The following is a 21388-nucleotide window of genomic DNA, read 5'->3' as shown; positions in this document are numbered from 1 at the left end:
TTTCAGGAGCCCGACATGACCGATTTTCTCACCCGCTTCTCCTGCCTGCTCGACGTCGGCTCAGTCGCCAATGTCGTGCGGGCCTTCGACATCTACACCGCGCTGATGGCCGAGAACGGTCGCGAGGACCCGCCCGCCGAGCCGTTCCGGCTTTCGCTAACGCCCGAGTATGGCGCGACGCGCCTCTGGCTTCGCGATCCCGGCACGGCCGATCCGCAATTGCTGATTACCTTCGTCACGCGCTGCGCCGAAACATTCGCGCTCACCGGCACCTGGGGGTTTCAGTGGGCCGGCATCGCGTCGGACCCTGTCGTCGACGGTTTCTCCGGCGGCGCCCATCTGCTCGATCTTTCCACCGGCCGCACGATCGAATGGATGAGCACCAGCCGCTGGCTCGCTGAGGGAGGTGTGCGATGATTCCCGATCACGCGCACGCCAACTTCCAGACCCTGCTGCGCGCCGCGGAAAGCGGCGACCTGGCGCTGATGGAATGCACCGACGCCGCAACCGGCGAACCGCGCTATGTCATCTGTGCGGTCGGTCGTGACGGTGGCGACTATATGTTCACGCCGTTCGGCCACCTGGCGGACGGCAATCCCTATGACGCGTACCTTCCGCCCGACACGGGCGGCGAAATGGCTGCCTGATTTCTACCAGACGGCCACTTCCCATTGCCCGTTGACGCGCGCGAAGCCGACCGGACGGTTCTGGGGCGTGGCGTTCGCCCGGGTCGTATCCATCGTGAGCTGCGTCATGCACGTCACGCCGGGTCCGACACCGCTCGGCGAACAATCACCGAGCTTGAGCGTCGCATTGGCGAGCGACGTCCCCGTGAAGAGACGATGGCGGCGGACGGCTGCGATGGCCTCTTCTTCTGTTGGCTGCGCCACGCCCGCAACTGCGGCCGCCGATGCGCCGCCGGGCGCGATCACCGGGCGGAGCGCGAACCCCGCCCCAAAGCCGACCACGAGGCATCCTCCGGCCACCATGCCGATCACACTTCCCTTCATCACCGTCTCCCTTCGGGGCCTCGCTCGGTCGGGCGGACATGCGTCCCCGATTGCCCGGGTCGCCGTCCGCCATATGCTGGATGAAGGAGTGTAACGCCGCGCGGTCCACCTCGGAAGGCCGCGCGATCAGCCGGTCATGCCGCGCGCCAGAGTGAGAGGGCGGCCGGGACGGGTTCGAGCCGGTCCGGTCGAGAGAGAGCGCTGTCCGGGTCTTCCGATCCCGCTCTTTGGAGAAATCCCCATGCCCGACACTACAAACAGCACTGACGCTTCCTCGGCGCGCGCCGTCGCCCTCGTACCGGAGGCCCGCCGGATGGACTTCCTGCCGCTGCTCTTCGGCCGCCAGCATGTCCTGGTGGCGGAGATGACCGTCTATCACCTGATGGAGCGCCTGAGCCCGCTCGACTATCGTGGCGGCCTTTGGGACTTCTATGAGCGCGACGGCAGGCCGCTATACCTCGCGCCGACCTCGAAGCCCCGCTTTCAGATCGTCTGCGACACCAACGGCTATGAGGGCGAGGTAACGGCCGACGCCGCCGGCATCATCACGACGCTGTTCGCCTTCTCCCATCTCTCCTTCAAGTACCCGGTCGACGCGATGTCGGAAGGATATGGCCGCCTCTACGACTACGCCGCAGACCATCCGGAATCCGCCGAGATCTTCCAGGCGATCGACTGAAACTTGCCCTCTCTCTTAGCGCCCGGCCTCACGGTCGGGCGTTTTTTATGTCGGCGGATCAGAGGAAGAGGACGGCCGGGACGGGTCGAGTCCGGGCGGTCGAGAGAGAGCGCCGCCGGGCTTGTCCTTTCCGCTCTCCCGAGGTTCCCCCATGAACATTCTGTCTCCCGTGGCCCTTCCGGCCGCGCCCGTCACCCGTGCGTCCGCAATCCTCGCGGTGGCGCTACAGCTTCTCGATCATCTCGAACGCGGCCAGCGCATCGACGCTGCGATCCTCCGTGCAGCGATGGAAGCAGCCTTCGGCGCATCCGACACCAGCGGCGCCTGGGACTGGAAGGCGGCCTATGAGGCATGCGAGGTCGCGACAGTCCTCTTCCTGCGCAAATACGGAAAGGCGCTTTTCCGTAAGACCGCGTCTCCGGCTGCACGTCAGTCCGCTCTTGCAAAGATCGCCGGGCTCCTGCCGACGCATACGCGACGCTCGGAAGAATCGCAGGCGCTCCAGCAGTTCTCGACGCCGGCGCCGCTCGGTCTCGCCGCAGTGGCGGCCGCCGCCATTGCTGCTGGCGACATCGTGCTGGAGCCGTCGGCTGGCACCGGCCTGCTCGCCATCCTGGCCGAGATATCAGGCGGAACGCTCCTCCTCAACGAACTGGCCGAAACCCGCGCCGATCTACTCGCTGCGCTGTTTCCGGCCGTTGCCGTCACGCGCTTCGACGCCGCCCAGATCGACGATCATCTCGGACAGGGGGCCGTCCCGTCCGTCGTGCTGATGAATCCGCCGTTCTCCGCGATGGCGAACATCTCCGGCCGCGTGGCCGACACCGCCTATCGCCATGTCGCCTCGGCGCTGGCCCGGCTCGCCGATGGGGGGCGGCTGGTGGCGATCACCGGCGCCAACTTCAGCCCCGACCATCCGGCTTGGGCAGCGGCCTTCGTCCGGCTTCAGGAGCGTGGCCGCGTCGTCTTCACCGCGGCCGTGGACGGCTCGGTCTATGCCAAGCACGGCACGACCATCGACACGCGGCTGACGGTCATCGACAAGCTGCCGGCCGACGATCGTTCAGCGTTTACCCCTTCGCCCGGCATCGCGCCCGACCTCGGCACGCTGCTCGGCTGGATCGAGACGCAGGTTCCGCCGCGTCCGACTGCTGCCCTCCCGCCAGTGGCGACTTCGGCGTCCGCCGCGACGCCCCGCACCGTTCGCGGATACCTCGCTCGCACCACTGCCGCGCATCCCGCCACGCCCGCGTCCATCGAGCCCGAAGGCGTCGAACTCGTCTATGAGACCGTGGACTGGACACCCGCCGAAGACGGCCGGATCACCGACGCGATCTATGAAGAATACGGATTGCAGGCGATCCGTATTCCCGGTGCGCAGGCCCATCCCACCAAACTGGTGCAATCCGTGGCGATGGCCTCGGTCGCGCCGCCGAAGCCCAGCTACCGGCCCCGACTGCCCGCCAACATCGTCTCGGATGGCCTTCTCTCCGACGCCCAGCTCGAAACCGTCATCTACGCCGGCGAGGCGCATGCCGACTTCCTCGCGGGATCATGGACGCTCGACGAGACCTTCGATGTCGTCTCGGCCGCTCCCGACGATGCGCCGAACGCTGTGCGCTTCCGCCGTGGCTTCATGCTCGGCGACGGGACCGGCGCCGGCAAGGGCCGCCAGTCGGCCGGCATCATCCTCGACAACTGGATGCAGGGCCGCCGCAAGGCGGTGTGGATCTCGAAATCCGACAAGCTGCTGGAGGACGCGCAGCGTGACTGGTCGGCCCTCGGCATGGAGCGGCTGCTGGTCACGCCGCTGTCGCGTTTCCCGCAGGGCAAGGACATCACGCTCTCGGAAGCCGTCCTATTCACCACCTATGCCACGCTACGGTCCGACGACCGGGGCGAGAAGCTTTCCCGCGTCAAGCAGATCGTCGAATGGTTGGGCTCCGACTTCGATGGAGTGATCATTTTCGACGAGAGCCACGCCATGCAGAACGCCGCTGGTGGAAAAGGCGAACGCGGCGACGTCGCCGCCTCGCAGCAGGGCCGTGCGGGCCTCCGGCTCCAGCACGCCCTGCCGAATGCGCGCGTCGTCTATGTCTCGGCGACCGGCGCGACCACCGTCCACAATCTCGCCTATGCCCAGCGCCTCGGTCTCTGGGGCGGCGAGGACTTCCCGTTCTCTACCCGCGCCGAATTCGTCGAGGCGATCGAGGATGGCGGCGTCGCGGCGATGGAAGTGCTGGCCCGCGACCTGCGCTCGCTCGGTCTCTACACGGCCCGCTCACTGTCCTATGACGGCGTCGAATACGAACTGGTCGAGCACCAGCTCACCCCCGAGCAGACCGGCATCTACGACGCCTATGCCGGCGCCTTCGCCGTCATTCATAACAATCTCGACGCCGCCATACAGGCCGCCAACATCACTGGCGACGGCGGCACGTTGAACCGCCAGGCCAAATCCGCCGCCCGCTCGGCCTTCGAATCCGCCAAGCAGCGCTTCTTCGGCCATCTGCTGACCTCGATGAAGACGCCCACCCTGATCCGCTCGATCGAGCAGGACCTAGTCGACGGCCATGCCGCCGTGATCCAGATCGTGTCGACCGGCGAAGCCCTGATGGAGCGCCGTCTCGCGGAGATCCCCACCGAGGAATGGAATGACGTCCGGGTGGACATCACCCCGCGCGAGTATGTCCTGGATTACCTCGCCCATTCCTTCCCGGTGCAGCTTTATGAGCCGTTCACCGACAGCGAGGGCAACCTGTCGTCGCGGCCGGTGTTTCGCGACGGCCAGCCGGTCGAAAGCCGCGACGCTGTTGCCCGTCGTAACCGTTTGATCGAGAGGCTCGCTTCGCTGCCACCCGTCCCCGGCGCGCTCGACCAGATCGTCCAGCGCTTCGGCACCGATGTCGTAGCAGAGGTGACGGGACGTTCGCGCCGCATCGTCCGCAAGTCGGGTGCCGACTCCATGACCAGCCCCGGCGGCATCGACCGCCTCGCCGTGGAGAACCGCGCCGCCTCGGCCAATCTGGCCGAGACGCAGGCGTTCATGGATGATCAGAAACGCATTCTGATCTTCTCCGACGCCGGCGGCACCGGGCGCAGCTACCACGCCGATCTGTCGGCGCGGAACCAGCGCCTGCGCGTCCACTATCTGCTGGAGCCGGGCTGGAAGGCCGACGCCGCCATTCAGGGCCTGGGCCGCACCAACCGGACCAACCAGGCGCAGCCACCGCTGTTCCGGCCGATCTCGACGGACGTGAAGGCGGAAAAGCGCTTTCTCTCGACCATCGCTCGCCGCCTCGACACGCTAGGCGCGATCACGCGCGGCCAGCGCCAGACGGGCGGTCAAGGCCTGTTCCGGCCCGAGGACAATCTGGAGAGCTACTACGCCCGCGACGCGCTGCGGCAGCTCTACCTGTTGCTGGTGCGCGGCAAGGTCGAGGGTTGTTCGCTCCAGACGTTCGAGGACGCCACCGGCCTCTCGCTGATGGATTCCACCGGCATCAAAGATGAACTTCCGCCGATCACCACCTTCTTGAACAGGTTGCTGGCGCTGACCATCGATCTTCAGGGCATCCTGTTCACCGCATTCGAGCGGCTGCTGAACGCCAAGATCGAGGGCGCCATCGCGTCGGGGAGCTACGATGCCGGGCTGGAGACGTTGCAGGCCGAGAGCTTTGTCGTCACCGATCGCCGGACGATCCACGTTCATCCCGGCACCGGCGCCGAAGCTCGTCTGCTGACCATCACCCAGCGCCAGCGAAACCGTCCCGTGACGCTGGCCGAGGCGCTCGACCATCTCGATGACCCGGGCGCGAAGCTGCTGGTCAACGAGCGTTCGGGCCGCGCCGCCGTGCAGATACCAACCACCAGCATCATGCTGGACGATGGCGAGATCGAACGGCGCGTGCGGCTGATCCGGCCGATGGAGGCGCACAACATTCCCATCAAGGTGATGGACGAGACCCATTGGGTGCAGGCGGAGCGGATCGCCTTCACAGCGGCATGGGATGCCGAGGCCGCCGAGGTGCCGGAGTATGCCGATAGCACCATCCATGTCGTCAGCGGGCTATTGCTGCCGATCTGGAAGCGGCTTCCGAACGAATCGACTCGGGTTTATCGACTCCAGACAGACGACGGCGAGCGCATCGTCGGCCGCCGCGTCTCCCCCGCATGGGTGGCCGGCGCGCTCGCGGCCGGCACGTCAACGCTGACGCCCGACGACGCCTTCGTGGCGCTGATGGACGGCAAGACCATCCTTGATCTGACCGAGGGTCTTCAGCTTCGCCGCGTCCGGGTCATGGGCGCCAACCGCATCGAGCTGTCGGGGTTCACCGACGCCATGCGCGATCGCCTGCGGGCCTATGGCCTGTTTCACGAGATCATCTCGTGGAAGCTGCGGATGTTCGTGCCGACCGATACGACCGGCGCTGCGATCCTGGCCAACGTGCTGGAGCGCTATCCCGTCGAGCGCATCGGCGAACGGGAGGCGGCGTGATGGCGCGGCACGACGCTTCCGAACTGGCGATCCGTCTCGGCCGACAGGCCGAGGCGGTGTGCCGCCACTATCTTTCCACCGGCCATCGCGAGGGGCGCTATTGGCTGGTCGGCGATGTCCGCAACACGCCGGGCCGCTCGATGTTCGTGCGGCTGAAGGGCGGCGAAACCGGCAAGGGTGCGGCTGGTAAATGGACCGACGCCGCCACCGGCGAGCATGGCGATCTGCTCGACGTCATTCGCGAGAGCTGCGGCCTGGTCGACTTCAAGGACGTCGCCGACGAGGCACGGACCTTCCTGTCGATGCCGCATCCCGAACCGGACCGCTGGCATGATGGCGAACGCAAAGCACCAGCGCCGATCGGATCGCCGGAAGCAGCACGGCGGCTCGTCGGGATGTCGCAGCCGATTTTGGGCACTGTCGTGGAAACGTATCTACGGAACCGTGCGATTACGGCTTTGCACGGAACCGGAAACCTGCGTTTTCATCCCAGGTGCTATTATCGGCCCGACGAGTATTCCCCGACCGAGACCTGGCCGGCGATGATCGCATCGGTCACCGATCTCGCCGGACATCAGACCGGCGCGCACCGCACCTGGCTCGCACCTGACGGCTCGGACAAGGCCCCGATCGACACCCCGAGACGGGCGATGGGTGACCTCCTCGGACATGCCGTTCGCTTCGGTGTAGCGGGCGAAGTGATGGCGGCGGGCGAAGGGATCGAGACGATGCTGTCGCTCAGGATGGCGCTGCCCAACATGCCGATGGCGGCGGCGCTCTCGGCGGCGCATCTCTCGGCCATCCTGTTCCCCGACACGCTGCGACGGCTCTACATCGCCCGCGACAACGATCCGGCCGGCGACGGGGCGATGGCGGCATTGATCGAACGGGCGAACGCGGCCGGGATCGAGGCGATTGTGGTGTCTCCAACATTGGGCGACTTCAACGAGGACCTCCGCCTGGCGGGTCTGGACAGCCTCCGGGCAGCGGCCCGGGTGCAGATCGCGCCCCAGGACGTCGCTCGCTTTATGGCACTGACGGCATAGGCCGAGGCGAGGTGCAAACGGCGGGTAGCGCCGTCGTCGGCATCGCTCAGATGATTCCCAGGTCGGAGAGAACCGCGCCCCGGCCTTCGAGAGGGCGATCGGCCACCAAACGGCCCGGACCCGCAATGCCTGCGGCGGACTATTTTCCGGCGCGGCCAGAGGCCGCTTTCCATCGCGAAGCAAAATAGCCCGCCTTCGTCATCCTCCGCTGTGCTCCGGCCCTCCACTTCGCTGCGGGTGCAGGTCCGAACCGCCCGCCGGCTTTCGTCGCCATGAAGGCCGCGAGGGTCGCGGTCGAACCGACGGAGCATCCCATGAGCGAGCACGACGACCACGAACCGCACCACGCCTCTTCACCCACCGACCATGTCCTGAGCGAACTCCAGCTTTACGGCTACCGTCCCTTCACGGATGAACCCGATCCCCGACCACTTCCGGAGGGCGACCATGTCGCCGGCGCCATCGCCGACATCTTCGATGCCCTGATCGTCACCCTGGAGGACACCCGCCTCGAACCCGACCTCGACGATCTCCTCTGGTCGACGGTCAACGTCTTCCACCGAGCCACCGACCGGATCGAGCGCGAGCTGGACGACAACGAGCAGGCACAGCGCCGCGGCCAGCGCGAACAGGACGGCAGCGAAGTGAAGGCCGTCGAGCTGGAACGCCTGACGGCCGAGGGCCAGACCATGATCGAACGCCGCAACGCCTTCGAGCTGATGCGCGACCAGGCCGCCGAGCACTATGAGCGCCACACCGGATCGAACTGGCGACCGCGCAGCGGATCGATGGTCAACCATCGCAACCTGACCTCGGCGATGATCGACAGCCGGGACTTCCTCGCCGCCAGGAAGCGGGCCGACAATCAGGTGCTGCTGCCGGCAGGTCCAAAGATCGCCTTCACCGGCGGGCTCGACTTCAACGATCACCACCTGATCTGGGCCAAGCTCGATCAGGTCCACGCCAAGCACCCCGACATGGTGCTGCTGCATGGCAAGTCGCCCAAGGGCGCCGAGAAGATCGCGGCCAAATGGGCCGACGCCCGCAAGGTGCCGCAGGTCGGCTTCGCCCCCGATTGGACGAAACACGCCAAGGCCGCACCGTTCAAGCGCAACGATCAGATGCTCGACGTCCTGCCGATCGGGGTCATCGTCTTCCCCGGCACCGGCATCCAGGACAACCTTGCCGACAAGGCCAGGAAGCTCGGCATCCCGCTGTTCGATTTCCGCCCGAAGGGAGGTGGCGCGTAAGCGCCGCCTCTCACAGCATTTCGGGTCGAAACAGCGATCTGCGGCTGATGACCTTGCCGGACACCACGAACACGCCATCGCCGGTGTAGTGCAGCGTCTCGGGATGCTTTGGCGACGCGGCGACATGCGCCTTCACCACCTCGAGGATGAAGAAATTGTACTTGTCGACCAGTGCGTCGTCGTGAAGGCGGCATTCGAAGCTGGCATGGCATTCGCCGATGAGCGGCGCATTGATCTCGCTCGCGTCTTCCGCCGTGAGGTCGAACTTGGCGAACTTGTCGATTTCGGCTCCCGACGTATTGCCGATCCCGACCACGGTATCGGTCAGCGCCGTCGTCGGCAGATTGATCACACACTCCCGGCTCTCGCGGATCATCCGGTGACTGTGATTGCCGCCGGAGATCATCAGGCCGACCAGAGACGGCGAAAATTCCAGGATCGTGTGCCAGCCGAGCGTCATGATGTTGGTCGCGCCCTGCCACTTCGACGACACCAGCACGATCGGGCCGGGCTCCAGATAGCGCCGCACCTGGCTCACCGGGAAATCGCTTTTCTTGGGAAGCTTCGGCATGGGCGTCCTCTTCGGCTTTTGCGCTTAGGATGACTATACCTGTCCATGTCGGCAGCATCACGACCGGCAGCATGGCGGCGATGCTTTGGCCCGAAAGCATTGAGCGGGCATTTCCATCATGGCTTCGGTCATGGCGGAAAACCATCTCCCGCTTCCATTGCGCTGATCCTTGGTCCAGCCGCTGGCCTGACGCCATCAACCCGTAAAGGGTCGGCTATGCGAGCATGCCGCCGCTCCAGCTTTGCCTGCGCGGTGATTGCGGCCATCCGGCCGGACACATCGGGCGCCTGTCGCGCGGGAGATGGTCTCCCGCCTCCAAGACAGGAGCCGGTCAGATGTCCCTCAATCAAGCTCACGCCTTCGCCTTCAGCCTCGCCACCACCCTCATGGTCTCGATCGTCATCTTCCAGGCCGGAGACGGCACCATGGGCGTCATGCCCGCCGGCGAATATGACGGCGAACTCGCCGCCATCGTTCACGAGATCGATCCTTTCGCCCGCTGACCGCGGGCAAGGCGTCGCGGCCGCATGCGGGAATCCTACGGGATTTCCGCTCCCGTCCTGCCTTCTCTTCGGCTATACTGGCAACGCGCCGTGGTGGTGGTGGTGGCGCGACCGTCAGACCTTTATCTCACGGAGAACACCACCATGATCTTCATCGGCATCCTCTCCAGCATCGCAGCGATCGGCGTTCTCTGCTGGCTGCTGTTCACATTGGCCGTCTTCGCGCTCCCGTTCTTCGCCGGCGTCAGCGCCGGGACATGGGCCTATCAGACCGGCGTCGGTTGGCTCGGCGCGATCATCGTCGGCCTTGTCGCTGCCGCACTCACACTCGGCCTCGGGCAGTTCCTGCTCGCCTTCATCCGACCGCTCTGGATACGGCTCGCGATCGCACTCGCCTTCGTCGCGCCCGCTACGCTCGCCGGCTACCACGCGACGCATGGCATCTTGAAACACACCATGCCCTCCGACACGTGGCAGATCATCTTCTCCGTTATCGGCGCAATCGCCGTTGGCGTCACGGCGCTGATTCGGGTGACAGCCATGGCCGCGCCCGGGCCAACCGTGCAGAACGTCGCGCGCGCCTGACATCGTTGCCGGCGGCGGCAGGACGGTGGGTTGATGTCTTACGTGTCGCGCTCCTCGTCGGCAGGGTCGTTCGCAATCGCGTTGATCGGATCGACGGCTAACCCAACTGACGCGCCATGCCCTCGGTGACGGTGCTGGGGGCAATGCCCTGACGGCGCGCCCAACGACGGTGCGAGTGCCGATCTCGTGGGCGACGGGCAGGAGTCGGCGGAACGGAGCGTCTGCCGGAGCTGGTTTGAACCGCGGTGTCAGGCGTCGTCACGGTCCATCGGTTCGGGGTGGTCGCCACGTTCTCCTGTGATGCGTCTCTGTCAGGTCGACCGCTCCAAAACGGCCTCTTCAATGGGCTGATCTGGCCGAAGGTCGGCTGCGCCTCGATCGCCTATGCCGCAACAGCGGCGTCGAAACTTTCTTCCCCTGCCGGCTGCGCCGTCATTCCTCGCGCGCCAAGAAAGCCCCTCCTTTGCTGTCAGGCCCCTGCGGGGTGCGCCGTCAATCGCCTCCGGCCCGTCGATCGCCATCGAGGCCGCAATGGTGCGGGCTCGGGACAGAGTTCAAGGAGAACTACCATGGCGACCATCGGCACCTTCAAGAAAACCGGCAACAACGAGTTCACCGGCGAAATCGTCACCCTCAGCCTGCAGACCAAGAACGTCCGCATCGTCCCCGAGGCCCGCGCGACCGGCGAGAACGCCCCCAGCCACCGCGTCTTCGTCGGCCGCGCCGAGATCGGCGCCGCCTGGTCCAAGACCTCCAACGAGGGGCGCGCCTATCTGGGCCTGAAGCTCGACGATCCCAGCTTCAACGCCCCGATCTACGCCAACCTCTTCGACGACGAGGAAGGCGAAGCCTTCAGCCTCATCTGGTCCCGCCCGAACGGCCGCCGCAACGGCGAGTAAGACCAGCGCAACGCCCCGCCCGGACAATCCGGGCGGGGCCAAACGCTTCTGCGGGCGACCGAATCAGTTGGAGGCCCAATGGTTGTCAGCCTCAGCCGTATAGGCAGTCTCAGGTAGCATTGCCGCTCAAGAGCGACTATTATAGTCGTAGTTCTGGTGTACGCGTCGGTCTGAGTGGGAGGTGATCATGCATGATCACCGCCCGACAATCGCGGGCCGCACGCGCGTTGCTTGGATGGAATCAGGAGACGCTCGCTGACAAGGCCCAGGTATCACTGACCGCGCTCAAGCGCCTCGAATCCGCAAGCGGGCTCGAGGTGTATGAGACCACACGCGATCAGGTGCGTCGGACGCTTGAGGGCCATGGCATCCTCCTCCTGACCACCGACCAAGGCGAAGGAGTGATGGTGGTTCGTGGGAAAATCGACAGGCGATAACGTCTCCCTTGCCAACCGCGTGCCCCCGGCACGCCTTTGGCATCACCGGCGTATATTTTGCTGCGATGCAACCAAGACAAGGTTAACAAATGCCACCGGAATGGATAAGAATGACGTCAGGGGACCGGTGTGACCAAGACAGACTTCCTAGACGAACCACCTGAGAGCGCCGTGCTCACGCCGTATGATCGCGAGCACCTGAAAACCTATCTGCGACTGCTGGACGCCGAGGCCGACGGGGCGTGCTGGGAAGAAGCGGTCGCCGTTATATTCGGCCTCGATCCAGACAATGAGGCCCAGCGGGCTGAGCGCGTCTACACCAGCCACCTGGCCCGGGCGAAATGGATGACGGAGAACGGCTTTCGCCATCTGGTCCGGTCGAGTTACCACTGATCGACCAGTGATGCAGAACCTGCATCACGTCGCGCCACCTTCGAACTTCCCAAGCCTAAGACAACTTGGAATCGTGTTCTCCGCATTGCTCGCTTCAGAGAGGCGCGGCTGGAGAGGAAAAAGCATGTCTGAGGAAGGAAGTTGGAGAACTGGCTCGGCCTATGACTATATCGACGGCCTAAGTGCGCCAGATATCGCGTGGGAGTTTCTGCGGAGAAACCGCGACTACCGCCGCGAATACGCGGAATTACAGCAAGCCGGCCACCTCGCTCCAGACAAAGCAAGGGCTCTGTCTGATCACTGGGGGTTGTCTTTTCGCTACAGACCCAGCCCTCAATGCCTTGACCACGGTTATCTCCTGGACCCTTACCGCCGATCCGTTCAAACTTCTCCTCGCTCCGTCACCGGCATCGCCCGCTGGCAGAGGGGTAACCAGCGAAACAATTTCCCCCACTCACCTTTCTGCCGATGAGTCCATTCGTCTCGCCGCCAATGGCCAGATGTTCGACATCGCTTTTCACGGCGAAGCCGGTGACGCACCGCTCGCCGCCCTCGTCATACTCGACGACATCACGCCGGATCGGCTCCAGGCGATCGACCGCTTTTGGTCGACGATGTGGAGGCGCAAGACCGCTCCAGACGATCGCCTGACCACCCCACGACGCCAGCGAATGCGTACGATGCTTCGAGCGGTCGACGCGCACTATGCGGGTGAGACCTACCGCGCCATCGGCGAAATCCTTTTTCTCGGTTACCAGATCGACGCGCAATCCTGGGTCGGAAACTCGGTTCGTGAAACGACGATCCGCCTCGTGCGTGACGGCGTGAAACTCGTGGAAGGCGGTTACCGCTCCCTCCTGCGCCGACCCCGCCGATCATAGGCCGCCATCAATCGCCTGAGGCGTGTCGAAATTAGATTCCTATCTTCGACATCGTCCGACCCACCGTCTTCACGCCACCGTGCTCTCGAACCGCCGCCTGACGGCAGCGGCCCCCGATGAGACCACGGAGGCTCGACAATGGCCGAAACTACCGCCGGCATCCCGCCGCGCTACCTGCGCACGCAGGAGGCAGCCCGCTTCCTCGGACTTTCCGAGCGCACGCTTGAGAAGCATCGCACCTACGGCACCGGCCCGGCTTACCGGAAGCTCGGCGGCCGAGTCGTATACGCCATCGAGGATCTCCAGACTTGGGCCGATCGCGGCCTCGTCAGCTCGACCTCCGATCCGCGCGGCACGGTGCTTCCAGCCAAGAGGCAGGAGCCTTCCGATCGCCGCTTCGCCGGCCGCCAGCCGCGCTGAGACGACCTGCCATGTCGTCCCGCCACACACAACACGATGAGCGTGCGCAGCTCGATCTGTTCCGGGCGCTGCCCGGCGATCTCGCGCCGCGCGATGCGCAGGACCTCATGGCCTATCCGTTCTTCTCGCTTGCCAAGTCGAAGCGCCTGGCGCCGATCGACTTCAAGGCCGGCTCGGTGAAGATCCGCGTCGAGGCCGTGCCCGAACACGGGATGGCGACGATCTGGGATGCGGACGTTCTGATCTGGGCGGCATCGCAGATCGTCGAAGCCCGTGACGTCGGCCTGCGCCCGTCTCGCCTCATGGCGACCACGCCCTATGAAATTCTGAACTTCATTGGACGCGGTGTGTCGCTCCGCGACTACGACCGGCTGAAGGCCGCGCTCGACCGGCTTCAATCGACCACCGTCGCGACCTCGATCCGCCAGCCCACCGAGCGGCGGATGCACCGCTTCTCCTGGATCAACGAATGGAAGGAGCGCGCCGACCATCGGGGCCGACCGCTTGGCCTCGAGCTGATCCTCCCCGACTGGTTTTACGGCGCCGTCCTCGACGACGCGCTCGTGCTGACGATCGACCGCAAATACTTCGATCTCACCGGTGGTCTGGAGCGCTGGCTCTACCGCCTCGTGCGCAAGCACGGCGGCAAGCAGGAGTTCGGCTGGAGCTTCGATTTTCCGCATCTGCACGCGAAGTCCGGCAGCCTCTCGCCGCTCAAGCATTTCGCCTACGACCTGCGCGACATTGTCCGACGCCAGCCGCTGCCCGGCTATCGCCTGGCCATCGAGCAATGCGTCGGCGGCCCCGAAATCCTGTCCTTCGTACCAACCGATCCCGACGCCCTCGGCATCCCTCGCCGCCGACGCCGCTCGACAACTCGCCCTGGGGATAAGCTGTGAATCATCTCGTGCTATCAGGGACCGGCACTATCGTGCCATCGGGGACTGGACTCTCGTGCTATCGGGGACCGAAATCGCCGATTTCTCGTGCTGAATCAGCAACTTGCGAGCCCTGTAACTTATCTAACCTAGATTCCTACGGAATCTTTCTAACGCGACCGCGTTTTTCGACCGCTGTGGACGAGTTCCCGATCGCCGGGAGACCGTCATGATCGTCGCGTTCCTCAATCAGAAGGGCGGCGTCGGCAAGACGACGCTGGCGCTGCATCTCGCCGGCGAATGGGCGCGCGGCGGAAAGCGCGTCACGCTGATCGACGCCGATCCGCAAGGCTCGGCTCTGGACTGGTCACAACAGCGCAGCCGGGAGGGATTGGACCGGCTGTTCGGTGTCGTCGGCCTGGCGCGCGACACGCTCCACCGCGAGGCGCCGGAGCTGGCGCGCGATGTCGATCATGTCGTCATCGATGGACCCCCGCGTGTTGCCGGCCTGATGCGCTCGGCGCTGCTGGCGGCCGATCTTGTGCTGATCCCGGTACAGCCGTCGCCGCTCGACGGCTGGGCGTCTGCCGAGATGCTGACGCTGCTCAGCGAAGCTCGAATCTATCGGCCGGACCTCAAGGCGCGCTTCGTGCTCAACCGCTGTGCGGCCCGCACGATCCTCGCCCGCGAAACAGCAGAGACGCTTGCCGATCACGACCCGCCACCGCTCCTGACCACCATCGGCCAGCGCATCGCTTTCGCCGACGTCGTGCAGACTGGGCGGCTTGCAGCGGAACAGGACGATGCGTCGCCCGCAGCGCGGGAGATCGCCGCGCTTGCCGCCGAAGTCACGAGGATCGGGGCATGAGCGAGCCGTCCCCGAAACGCGGCTTCGCATCCCGCCCGGTCGATCCGGAAAGCTGGGTCAAATCACCCGACCGTCCAGTGTCGCGCGCTGAGACCGGAGCCGAGTTCACCGCCAGGCTGACGATCGATGTCACCGCCGACATGCGCGGACGGATCAAGATCGTGGCCTTCCAGCGCGGGCAGACCGTCGCCGACATGCTGCGCGCGCTGTTCGAGCGCGAATTTCCCACCAGCGAAGGAGAGCCACGATGATCGGTGTCGCCGACCCGTCGCTACGCAGCGGCTTGCCGCCTGCGCCTGCGGCCGATGCCCTGACCCATGTCGAGCTGACATGGATCGAGAAGACGATCGAATTCTGGATCAGGTTCGGTCGCGAGACTGCTGAACAGATCCTCGACCGCCGCCGACGCGTCGTGTCGTTCGCGCCGGGCAGTGTCTTCGCCTTCGTTCGCTGGACCTCGAACGACTACGGCACCGCGCTGTCACGGCTCGACATCGTGCGCGCCGTGAGTGCCGCCGAACCCTGCCAGACCCTGCCATTCGTGCGCCCTGGCGGTGACATCCTGTTGCGCGCCGATGGCTGGCCGAAGGTCGAGCGCGTGCTCCAGCTCATCGACGCCATCGAGGCACGGGGCATCGCGGCGATCGACGTTTCGCCCGATCACTGGCGACACGTCCACAACCGTCTGACGGTCGGTGAAGCACCGCGCGCCTACGACGCGCAGCAGCATCATGCCTTTCTCCTGCGCCGGGGGATCATGCCATGAGCCGCTTTGGATACGTCATGACGACGTACTTCGCGGTGATGCTGATGGGCATCCTGTCGATCGTCTCGTTCGCGCCGAAGCTGATCTGGAATGCCTCCGCCAGCACGCCGATCGGCCTCTATGCGATCAGCGCCAGCGACGAATTGGAAGCGTCCGACCTCGTCGCCGTAGCGGCGCCAGAGCCGATCGCCACGTTCCTTGCCGATGCCGGATATCTGCCGCGCGGCGTGCCGCTGCTGAAGCGGGTCGCGGGCCTTCCCGGTCAACGTGTGTGCCGAACCGGCCACACGATCACCGTCGATGGCCAGACCATCGGCAATGCGCTCGACCGTGATCGCCGGGGCCGCGAACTGCCCATCTGGCAGGGATGCCGCGTCGTCGCCGACGGCGAACTTTTCCTGATGAACTGGCAGGTCCGTGACAGCCTCGACGGCCGTTACTTCGGCCCGCTCCCCGCCAACTCCATCATCGGCGTGGCGACCCCCCTCTACACCGACGAGGACGGCGATGGCCGCTTCGTCTGGCGCGCGCCGACGCGGTGACGGCACGCCCATGACCTTGTCCACCGCAATCTGAAGGAAACGACCCATGTCCATTATCGGTCAATTCACGCGCGAAAATGATGGCTTCATCGGCCACCTGATGACGCTGTCATTGCACCAAGACATTATCATCGTTCCGGCCGAACCGTCCGATGCCGAGAACGCGCCAGACTTCCGCGTCCATGTTCTCAACAGCATGAACAACGAAACCGGCGCGGAGATCGGTGCGGGCTGGAAGCGCACCGGCGAGAAGGCCGGCGACTACGTCTCGCTGCACATCGACGATCCAACCTTCGGTCATCCGATCCGCGCCAACCTCTTCCAGTCGGCCGGCGACAAGTCCGCCTGGGGCTTGCACTGGAACCGTCCACCTAAGCGCGCCGAGCGGGACTGAGCGATGTCGGTCCCGCTCCCCAAAGCTGTCGCCGGGCGGTCAAACACCGCCCGGCGCACAGTCCTCCTTCTCCTTTCCGGCCTGCTGCTCAACGCGCCGCTCTGCGCCAATGCGAGTGCGCAGACCGTGTCGGCCGAGCGGCCCTCTCGCGCCGATCCCTACGCCACATTCATCGCCGAGGCCGCGCAACGGTTCGGCGTTCCCGAGCACTGGATACGCGCCGTCATGCGCGTGGAAAGCGCTGGCGACGTGCGGGCGATCTCGTCAGCCGGCGCGGTGGGCCTGATGCAGGTCATGCCCGCCACATGGGCTGACCTGCGCGCCCGTCACCGGCTCGGCGCGAATCCTTACGATCCACGCGACAACATTTTGGCAGGCGCGGCTTATCTCCGCGAGATGCACGACCGCTATGGTTCGCCGGGGTTTCTGGCAGCCTATAATGCAGGTCCTGGCCGCTATGAAGAGTATCTCGCTGGTCGACCATTGCCGGCCGAAACCCGCGCCTATGTCGCCACGCTCGCGCCCATCATCAGCGGCGCGGATACCCTTGCTCCCGTCGCGGTCGCGGCAGTCGATCCCAACGCCTGGACACGCTCGCCACTCTTCATCGTGCAGTCCGAGCGCGCCGCGACCGCTGCTCCGACACCCGGCGATCGCGCTTCGAATGAGGCTCCGGCTGCAACTCCGGTGCGCGATGCCATAGCCATCGCTCCGCAATCCGCAGGCCTGTTTGTCGCCCGAAACGGCGATGGGGGGCCGCGATGACGGTGTTCGCAGCATTTCGTGGAATGGCGTGCTTTGGCGGAGGATGGGCGGTCCGAGGAGGAGGAGCAGGCAACACAACCGCACGATGGCGAGATAAAAGCGCGCGATGTGCGGCTTGGTGCGGTCGTGTGTTTTCAGGGACTTATGGCGCATCTGCGCGAGGTGCGCCTGATCGGCGCAGGCTGCGCATTCGCCAATTCGCCAAGGATTTCCGCGCGTTTGCGCGATGTGCGGGGCCGCGACCATGAGCGGCGACGACGATTTCCGCATCCGGCCAGGCCGCATCCGCTCCACCCGCGCTCAGCAGGCGCGACCCTTCATCGCCCAGGCTCTCGCCGCCGCACAGCGGGCCGGCGGCAGCGTCTCGCGCTCCGGCAAGATCAGCTCGGGCAACCGCTCGCGTTTCGGGCGCGGCCAGCGTGCGACCGTGCAAGCCAACCGGCTGCTCACCAGCCGATCGCGCAACACTGTCATCAAGACCCGCGTCGTCCGGCACTCAGCGCGTGCCGCGCCGCTCGCCGCGCACCTCAGCTATCTGCGGCGCGAAGGCGTCACCCGGGATGGAGAGAAGGCACGGCTGTTCGGTCCCGAGACCGAGGACGCCGATCCCAAGGCCTTCGCCGAGCGAACCCAGGATGACCGGCATCATTTCCGCTTCATCGTCTCGCCCGAGGACGCGACGGAGATGTCCGACCTCAAAACCTATGCCCGCGACCTGATGGGACAGATGGAGAAGGACCTTGGCACGAAGCTCGATTGGGTTGGCGTCGATCACTGGAACACTGACAACCCGCACGTCCATATCATCCTGCGCGGTCGCACCGACGACGGCCAGGACCTCGTCATCTCGCGCGACTACATCAAGGAAGGCATGCGCGCCCGCGCGCAGGACCTCGTCACGCAGGAGCTGGGGCCGCGCACCGATCACGAGATCCGCCGCAATCTCCAACGTCAGATCGACGCCGAGCGCTGGACCAATCTTGACCGCCAACTTGCCCGCGACGGCTATCGCACCGGCGTCGTCGATCTTGCGCCACACCCCGACCGCCAGCCCGACGAATTCCACGCGATGAAAGTTGGCCGGCTGCGGAAGCTGGAGACGCTCGGTCTAGCCGATCAGGTCGGCCCCGGTCAGTGGGTCGTATCGGAGAACGCCGAGGCAACGCTGCGCGAGCTTGGCGAGCGCGGCGACATCATCAAGCGCATTCATCGTGGCCTGACGGAACGCGGTATCGAGCGCGGCGCGGCGAGCTATGTGCTGGCCGGCGAGAGCCTCGACGATCCCGTCGTCGGCCGGCTGGTTGATCGCGGTCTCGACGACGAGCTGAAGGGCACGGCCTACGCCGTGGTCGATGGCACGGACGGACGCACCCACCACATCAAGCTGCCCGACCTCGACGCGGCCGGTGACAGCGCGCCGGGCTCGATCGTCGAGCTGCGGAAATTCGACGACGCCCAGGGACGCAGACGTGTCGCGCTCGCCGTCCGCTCCGATCTCGACATCTCTGCCCAAGTCAACGCCACCGGCGCGACCTGGCTCGATCGGCAGGCGATCGCCCGCGATCCCGTTGCACTCGGAGGCGGCGGTTTCGGCGCCGAGGTTCGCCAGGCGATGGACCGCCGTGCCGAGCACCTCGTTGCTCAGGGCCTTGCCGAGCGGCAGACGCGCGGTGTCAGCTTCACCCCCGGGCTGATCGACACGCTGCGCCAGCGCGAGGTCGACGCGCTTGGCGAGAAGCTTGCGGCCGAGACCGGTCGGCAATTCTCGAAGGCCGCGGCGGGCGAATATGTGGCCGGCACCTATCGCCAGCGCTTTGCGCTCGCGTCCGGCCGCTTCGCCATGATCGACGACGGCCTCGGCTTCCAGCTCGTGCCCTGGTCGCCGTCCATCGAGCGTCAGATCGGTCAGCACGTCTCCGGCGTGTCGCGCGGCGCCGGTGGCGTCGACTGGAGCTTCGGCCGCAATCGCGGCCTCGGCATGTAGCCCAATCAAGAAAGGAGTGCCCACCATGTCGGCGACCAAGATCCTCTGGGGCCAAATCCTCACTGTCTTCCTGATCGTGCTGATGACGACCTGGGCGGCGACGCAGTGGACGGCCTATCGGCTCGGCTTCCAGCCGCAGCTCGGACTTCCGTGGTTCGAACTGGCCGGCTGGCCAATCTACTATCCGCCCGCCTTCTTCTGGTGGTGGTACTTCTTCGACGCCTATGCACCTCCGATCTTCATCGAGGGAGCCTATATCGCCGCGTCAGGCGGCTTTATTTCCATCGCCGTCGCAATCGGCATGTCCGTCTGGCGGGCGCGCGAAGCCAAGAACGCCGAGACCTTCGGCTCCGCCCGATGGGCTGATGCCCGCGAAGTGAGTGCCGCCGGCCTCTTGGGCGCGGATGGCGTCATTCTCGGAAAGTTCGAGCGCGACTATCTCCGCCACGATGGTCCCGAGCATGTGCTGTGCTTTGCGCCGACCCGGTCCGGCAAGGGTGTCGGCCTGGTCGTGCCGTCACTGCTGACCTGGCCGGGCTCGGCCATCGTCCACGACATCAAGGGGGAGAACTGGACGCTGACGGCGGGCTTTCGAGCCCGGCACGGCCGCGTGCTGCTGTTCGATCCGACCAACGCGAAATCGGCGGCCTACAATCCCCTGCTCGGGGTCCGCCGTGGCGAGTGGGAGGTCCGCGACGTCCAGAATATCGCTGACATCCTGGTCGACCCGGAAGGCTCGCTGGAGAAGCGGAACCACTGGGAAAAAACCAGCCACGCGTTGCTGGTCGGCGCGATCCTGCACGTCCTCTACGCCGAGGCCGACAAGACCTTGGCGGGCGTTGCCGCCTTCCTCTCCGATCCGAAGCGGCCGATAGACTCGACGCTGGCCGCCATGATGAGGACGGCTCATCTCGGCGAGGCCGGCCCCCATCCGGTGATCGCCAGCGCGGCCCGCGAACTGCTGAATAAATCCGACAACGAGCGGTCGGGTGTGCTGTCCACCGCCATGTCGTTCCTCGGCCTCTACCGCGATCCCGTCGTCGCCGAGGTCACGCGCCGCTGCGACTGGCGGATCACCGACATCGTCGGCGGCAAACATCCGACGACGCTCTACCTAGTCGTACCGCCGTCGGACATCAATCGGACCAAGCCACTGATCCGTCTGATCCTCAATCAGATCGGTCGACGGCTCACGGAGGATCTGAATGCGAAGAGCAATCGCCACCGGCTGCTGCTCATGCTCGACGAATTCCCGGCGCTGGGTCGCCTCGACTTCTTCGAGAGCGCGCTCGCCTTCATGGCGGGCTACGGCCTCAAAGCTTTCCTCATCGCGCAGTCGCTGAACCAGATCGAGAAGGCCTATGGGCCGAACAATTCTATCCTCGACAACTGCCATGTCCGCGTCAGCTTCGCGACCAATGACGAACGGACCGCCAAGCGGGTCTCGGACGCGCTGGGCACCGCGACCGAGATGCGCGCGATGAAGAACTATGCCGGTCATCGCCTGTCGCCGTGGCTGGGCCACATGATGGTCTCGCGCTCGGAAACAGCCCGGCAGTTGATGACGCCAGGCGAGATCATGCAGCTCCCGCCATCCGACGAGATCGTCATGGTCGCCGGCACCCCGCCGATCCGCGCGAAGAAGGCGCGATATTATGAGGATCGCCGGTTTCAGGAGCGCATCGTAACGCCGCCGGACCTCGTTAAGCCGACAACGGCCCGACCGGACGACTGGAGCACGCTGCCCCTTCCGGTGACGCCGGCGGTGGCGACAGCTACGGGCGGCAGCGGATCGGAGGATGAGGATACGACCGACTCCGAACGCCGGCACCAGCCAGAACTGAGCCGCTCGAAACCCGTCGAGCCTAAGCTACCCATCGAAAACGAGTTCGAGATCGATCCCCGCGACGACGCCGACGAGGACGCCGCACGCCTCTCGCGGATGAATCAGACCATGCGCCAGGTGGCACGCCAAGCGTCGCTCGATCCCGGCGACGGTATCGAGCTTTAGGAGGAACC

24 protein-coding genes are annotated in these 21388 nt (G+C 65.6%); 22 read left to right on the top strand and 2 right to left on the bottom strand.

What is annotated here, in order from left to right:
• Window positions 1-15 precede the first annotated feature (15 nt).
• Window positions 16-417, top strand: a complete 402-nt coding sequence (locus ABKW30_RS20360; RefSeq protein ID WP_348600739.1) for a hypothetical protein — start codon at window positions 16-18, stop codon at window positions 415-417.
• Entirely contained in the window at window positions 414-647 is a 234-nt protein-coding gene (locus tag ABKW30_RS20355) for a DUF6117 family protein (protein WP_348600738.1), read from the top strand. Before ABKW30_RS20360 ends, ABKW30_RS20355 begins: the two co-directional genes overlap by 4 nt.
• 3 nt (window positions 648-650) lie before the next feature.
• Here ABKW30_RS20355 and ABKW30_RS20350 read toward each other — a convergent pair whose 3' ends face one another.
• Window positions 651-1010 carry a hypothetical protein gene (locus ABKW30_RS20350; protein WP_348600737.1) on the bottom strand — a complete coding sequence of 120 codons (360 nt, stop codon included), beginning with the start codon at window positions 1008-1010 and terminating at the stop codon, window positions 651-653.
• A 241-nt stretch (window positions 1011-1251) separates the two neighbouring features.
• On the opposite strand from ABKW30_RS20350, the gene ABKW30_RS20345 reads away from it, so the two are divergent.
• From ABKW30_RS20345 to ABKW30_RS20330, 4 genes are all read left to right on the top strand, one after another.
• Window positions 1252-1689 carry an antirestriction protein gene (locus tag ABKW30_RS20345; RefSeq protein WP_348600736.1) on the top strand — a complete coding sequence of 146 codons (438 nt, stop codon included), beginning with the start codon at window positions 1252-1254 and terminating at the stop codon, window positions 1687-1689.
• Between the two features lie 151 nt (window positions 1690-1840).
• On the top strand, window positions 1841-6187 hold the full coding sequence (locus tag ABKW30_RS20340) for a strawberry notch family protein (protein WP_348600735.1): 4347 nt from the start codon (window positions 1841-1843) through the stop codon (window positions 6185-6187).
• Window positions 6187-7233 carry a toprim domain-containing protein gene (locus tag ABKW30_RS20335; RefSeq protein ID WP_348600734.1) on the top strand — a complete coding sequence of 349 codons (1047 nt, stop codon included), beginning with the start codon at window positions 6187-6189 and terminating at the stop codon, window positions 7231-7233. Before ABKW30_RS20340 ends, ABKW30_RS20335 begins: the two co-directional genes overlap by 1 nt.
• A 314-nt stretch (window positions 7234-7547) precedes the next feature.
• Entirely contained in the window at window positions 7548-8483 is a 936-nt protein-coding gene (locus ABKW30_RS20330) for a DUF2493 domain-containing protein (protein ID WP_348600733.1), read from the top strand.
• 10 nt (window positions 8484-8493) lie between these two features.
• Here ABKW30_RS20330 and ABKW30_RS20325 read toward each other — a convergent pair whose 3' ends face one another.
• Window positions 8494-9054, bottom strand: coding sequence for a flavin reductase family protein (locus tag ABKW30_RS20325; protein ID WP_348600732.1), 561 nt, complete (start codon window positions 9052-9054; stop codon window positions 8494-8496).
• Window positions 9055-9389: 335 nt separating this feature from the next.
• Between ABKW30_RS20325 and ABKW30_RS20320 the strand changes: the two genes are divergently transcribed.
• The 16 genes from ABKW30_RS20320 to ABKW30_RS20245 all read left to right on the top strand — a co-directional run bounded on the left by ABKW30_RS20320 (window position 9390) and on the right by ABKW30_RS20245 (window position 21380).
• Window positions 9390-9557, top strand: a complete 168-nt coding sequence (locus tag ABKW30_RS20320; protein WP_168436638.1) for a hypothetical protein — start codon at window positions 9390-9392, stop codon at window positions 9555-9557.
• A 144-nt stretch (window positions 9558-9701) separates the two neighbouring features.
• Window positions 9702-10142 carry a hypothetical protein gene (locus ABKW30_RS20315; RefSeq protein WP_348600831.1) on the top strand — a complete coding sequence of 147 codons (441 nt, stop codon included), beginning with the start codon at window positions 9702-9704 and terminating at the stop codon, window positions 10140-10142.
• 569 nt (window positions 10143-10711) lie between these two features.
• Window positions 10712-11041 carry a DUF736 domain-containing protein gene (locus tag ABKW30_RS20310; RefSeq protein ID WP_348600731.1) on the top strand — a complete coding sequence of 110 codons (330 nt, stop codon included), beginning with the start codon at window positions 10712-10714 and terminating at the stop codon, window positions 11039-11041.
• A 191-nt stretch (window positions 11042-11232) separates the two neighbouring features.
• A complete protein-coding gene (locus ABKW30_RS20305; protein ID WP_348600730.1) occupies window positions 11233-11478 on the top strand; it encodes a hypothetical protein in 246 nt (81 codons plus the stop codon).
• 129 nt (window positions 11479-11607) lie between these two features.
• A complete protein-coding gene (locus ABKW30_RS20300) occupies window positions 11608-11871 on the top strand; it encodes a DUF2285 domain-containing protein (protein ID WP_192117492.1) in 264 nt (87 codons plus the stop codon).
• 182 nt (window positions 11872-12053) lie between these two features.
• A complete protein-coding gene (locus ABKW30_RS20295; protein ID WP_348600729.1) occupies window positions 12054-12752 on the top strand; it encodes a DUF2285 domain-containing protein in 699 nt (232 codons plus the stop codon).
• Window positions 12753-12890: 138 nt separating this feature from the next.
• Complete coding sequence (locus ABKW30_RS20290) at window positions 12891-13172, top strand: helix-turn-helix domain-containing protein (protein ID WP_044417548.1); 282 nt, start codon at window positions 12891-12893, stop codon at window positions 13170-13172.
• Window positions 13173-13183: 11 nt separating this feature from the next.
• Window positions 13184-14071, top strand: coding sequence for a replication initiator protein A (locus ABKW30_RS20285; RefSeq protein WP_348600728.1), 888 nt, complete (start codon window positions 13184-13186; stop codon window positions 14069-14071).
• Window positions 14072-14279: 208 nt separating this feature from the next.
• A complete protein-coding gene (gene parA, locus ABKW30_RS20280; protein ID WP_348600727.1) occupies window positions 14280-14918 on the top strand; it encodes a ParA family partition ATPase in 639 nt (212 codons plus the stop codon).
• Entirely contained in the window at window positions 14915-15169 is a 255-nt protein-coding gene (locus ABKW30_RS20275) for a hypothetical protein (protein ID WP_348600726.1), read from the top strand. Before parA ends, ABKW30_RS20275 begins: the two co-directional genes overlap by 4 nt.
• The gene (locus ABKW30_RS20270) at window positions 15166-15684 is read left to right on the top strand and encodes a DUF2840 domain-containing protein (protein ID WP_348600725.1); all 519 of its coding nucleotides are present in this window, start codon (window positions 15166-15168) and stop codon (window positions 15682-15684) included. Before ABKW30_RS20275 ends, ABKW30_RS20270 begins: the two co-directional genes overlap by 4 nt.
• Window positions 15681-16226: a S26 family signal peptidase gene (locus ABKW30_RS20265; protein WP_348600724.1), complete on the top strand. Its 546-nt coding sequence runs from the start codon at window positions 15681-15683 to the stop codon at window positions 16224-16226. Before ABKW30_RS20270 ends, ABKW30_RS20265 begins: the two co-directional genes overlap by 4 nt.
• 46 nt (window positions 16227-16272) lie before the next feature.
• Entirely contained in the window at window positions 16273-16620 is a 348-nt protein-coding gene (locus tag ABKW30_RS20260) for a DUF736 domain-containing protein (protein ID WP_348600723.1), read from the top strand.
• A 3-nt stretch (window positions 16621-16623) separates the two neighbouring features.
• Window positions 16624-17385 (top strand): lytic transglycosylase domain-containing protein, encoded by a 762-nt coding sequence (locus ABKW30_RS20255; RefSeq protein WP_348600722.1) that lies wholly within the window; start codon window positions 16624-16626, stop codon window positions 17383-17385.
• Between the two features lie 244 nt (window positions 17386-17629).
• Complete coding sequence (locus tag ABKW30_RS20250) at window positions 17630-19369, top strand: DUF3363 domain-containing protein (RefSeq protein WP_348600721.1); 1740 nt, start codon at window positions 17630-17632, stop codon at window positions 19367-19369.
• Between the two features lie 25 nt (window positions 19370-19394).
• Window positions 19395-21380 (top strand): conjugal transfer protein TraG, encoded by a 1986-nt coding sequence (locus ABKW30_RS20245; RefSeq protein ID WP_348600720.1) that lies wholly within the window; start codon window positions 19395-19397, stop codon window positions 21378-21380.
• Window positions 21381-21388 lie beyond the last annotated feature (8 nt).

The organism is Phyllobacterium sp. SB3 (assembly GCF_040009165.1).
Classification (GTDB): domain Bacteria; phylum Pseudomonadota; class Alphaproteobacteria; order Rhizobiales; family Rhizobiaceae; genus Phyllobacterium.
The sequence above is the reverse complement of the archived record's forward strand: the minus strand, read 5'-3'. Positions and strand labels throughout refer to the sequence as shown.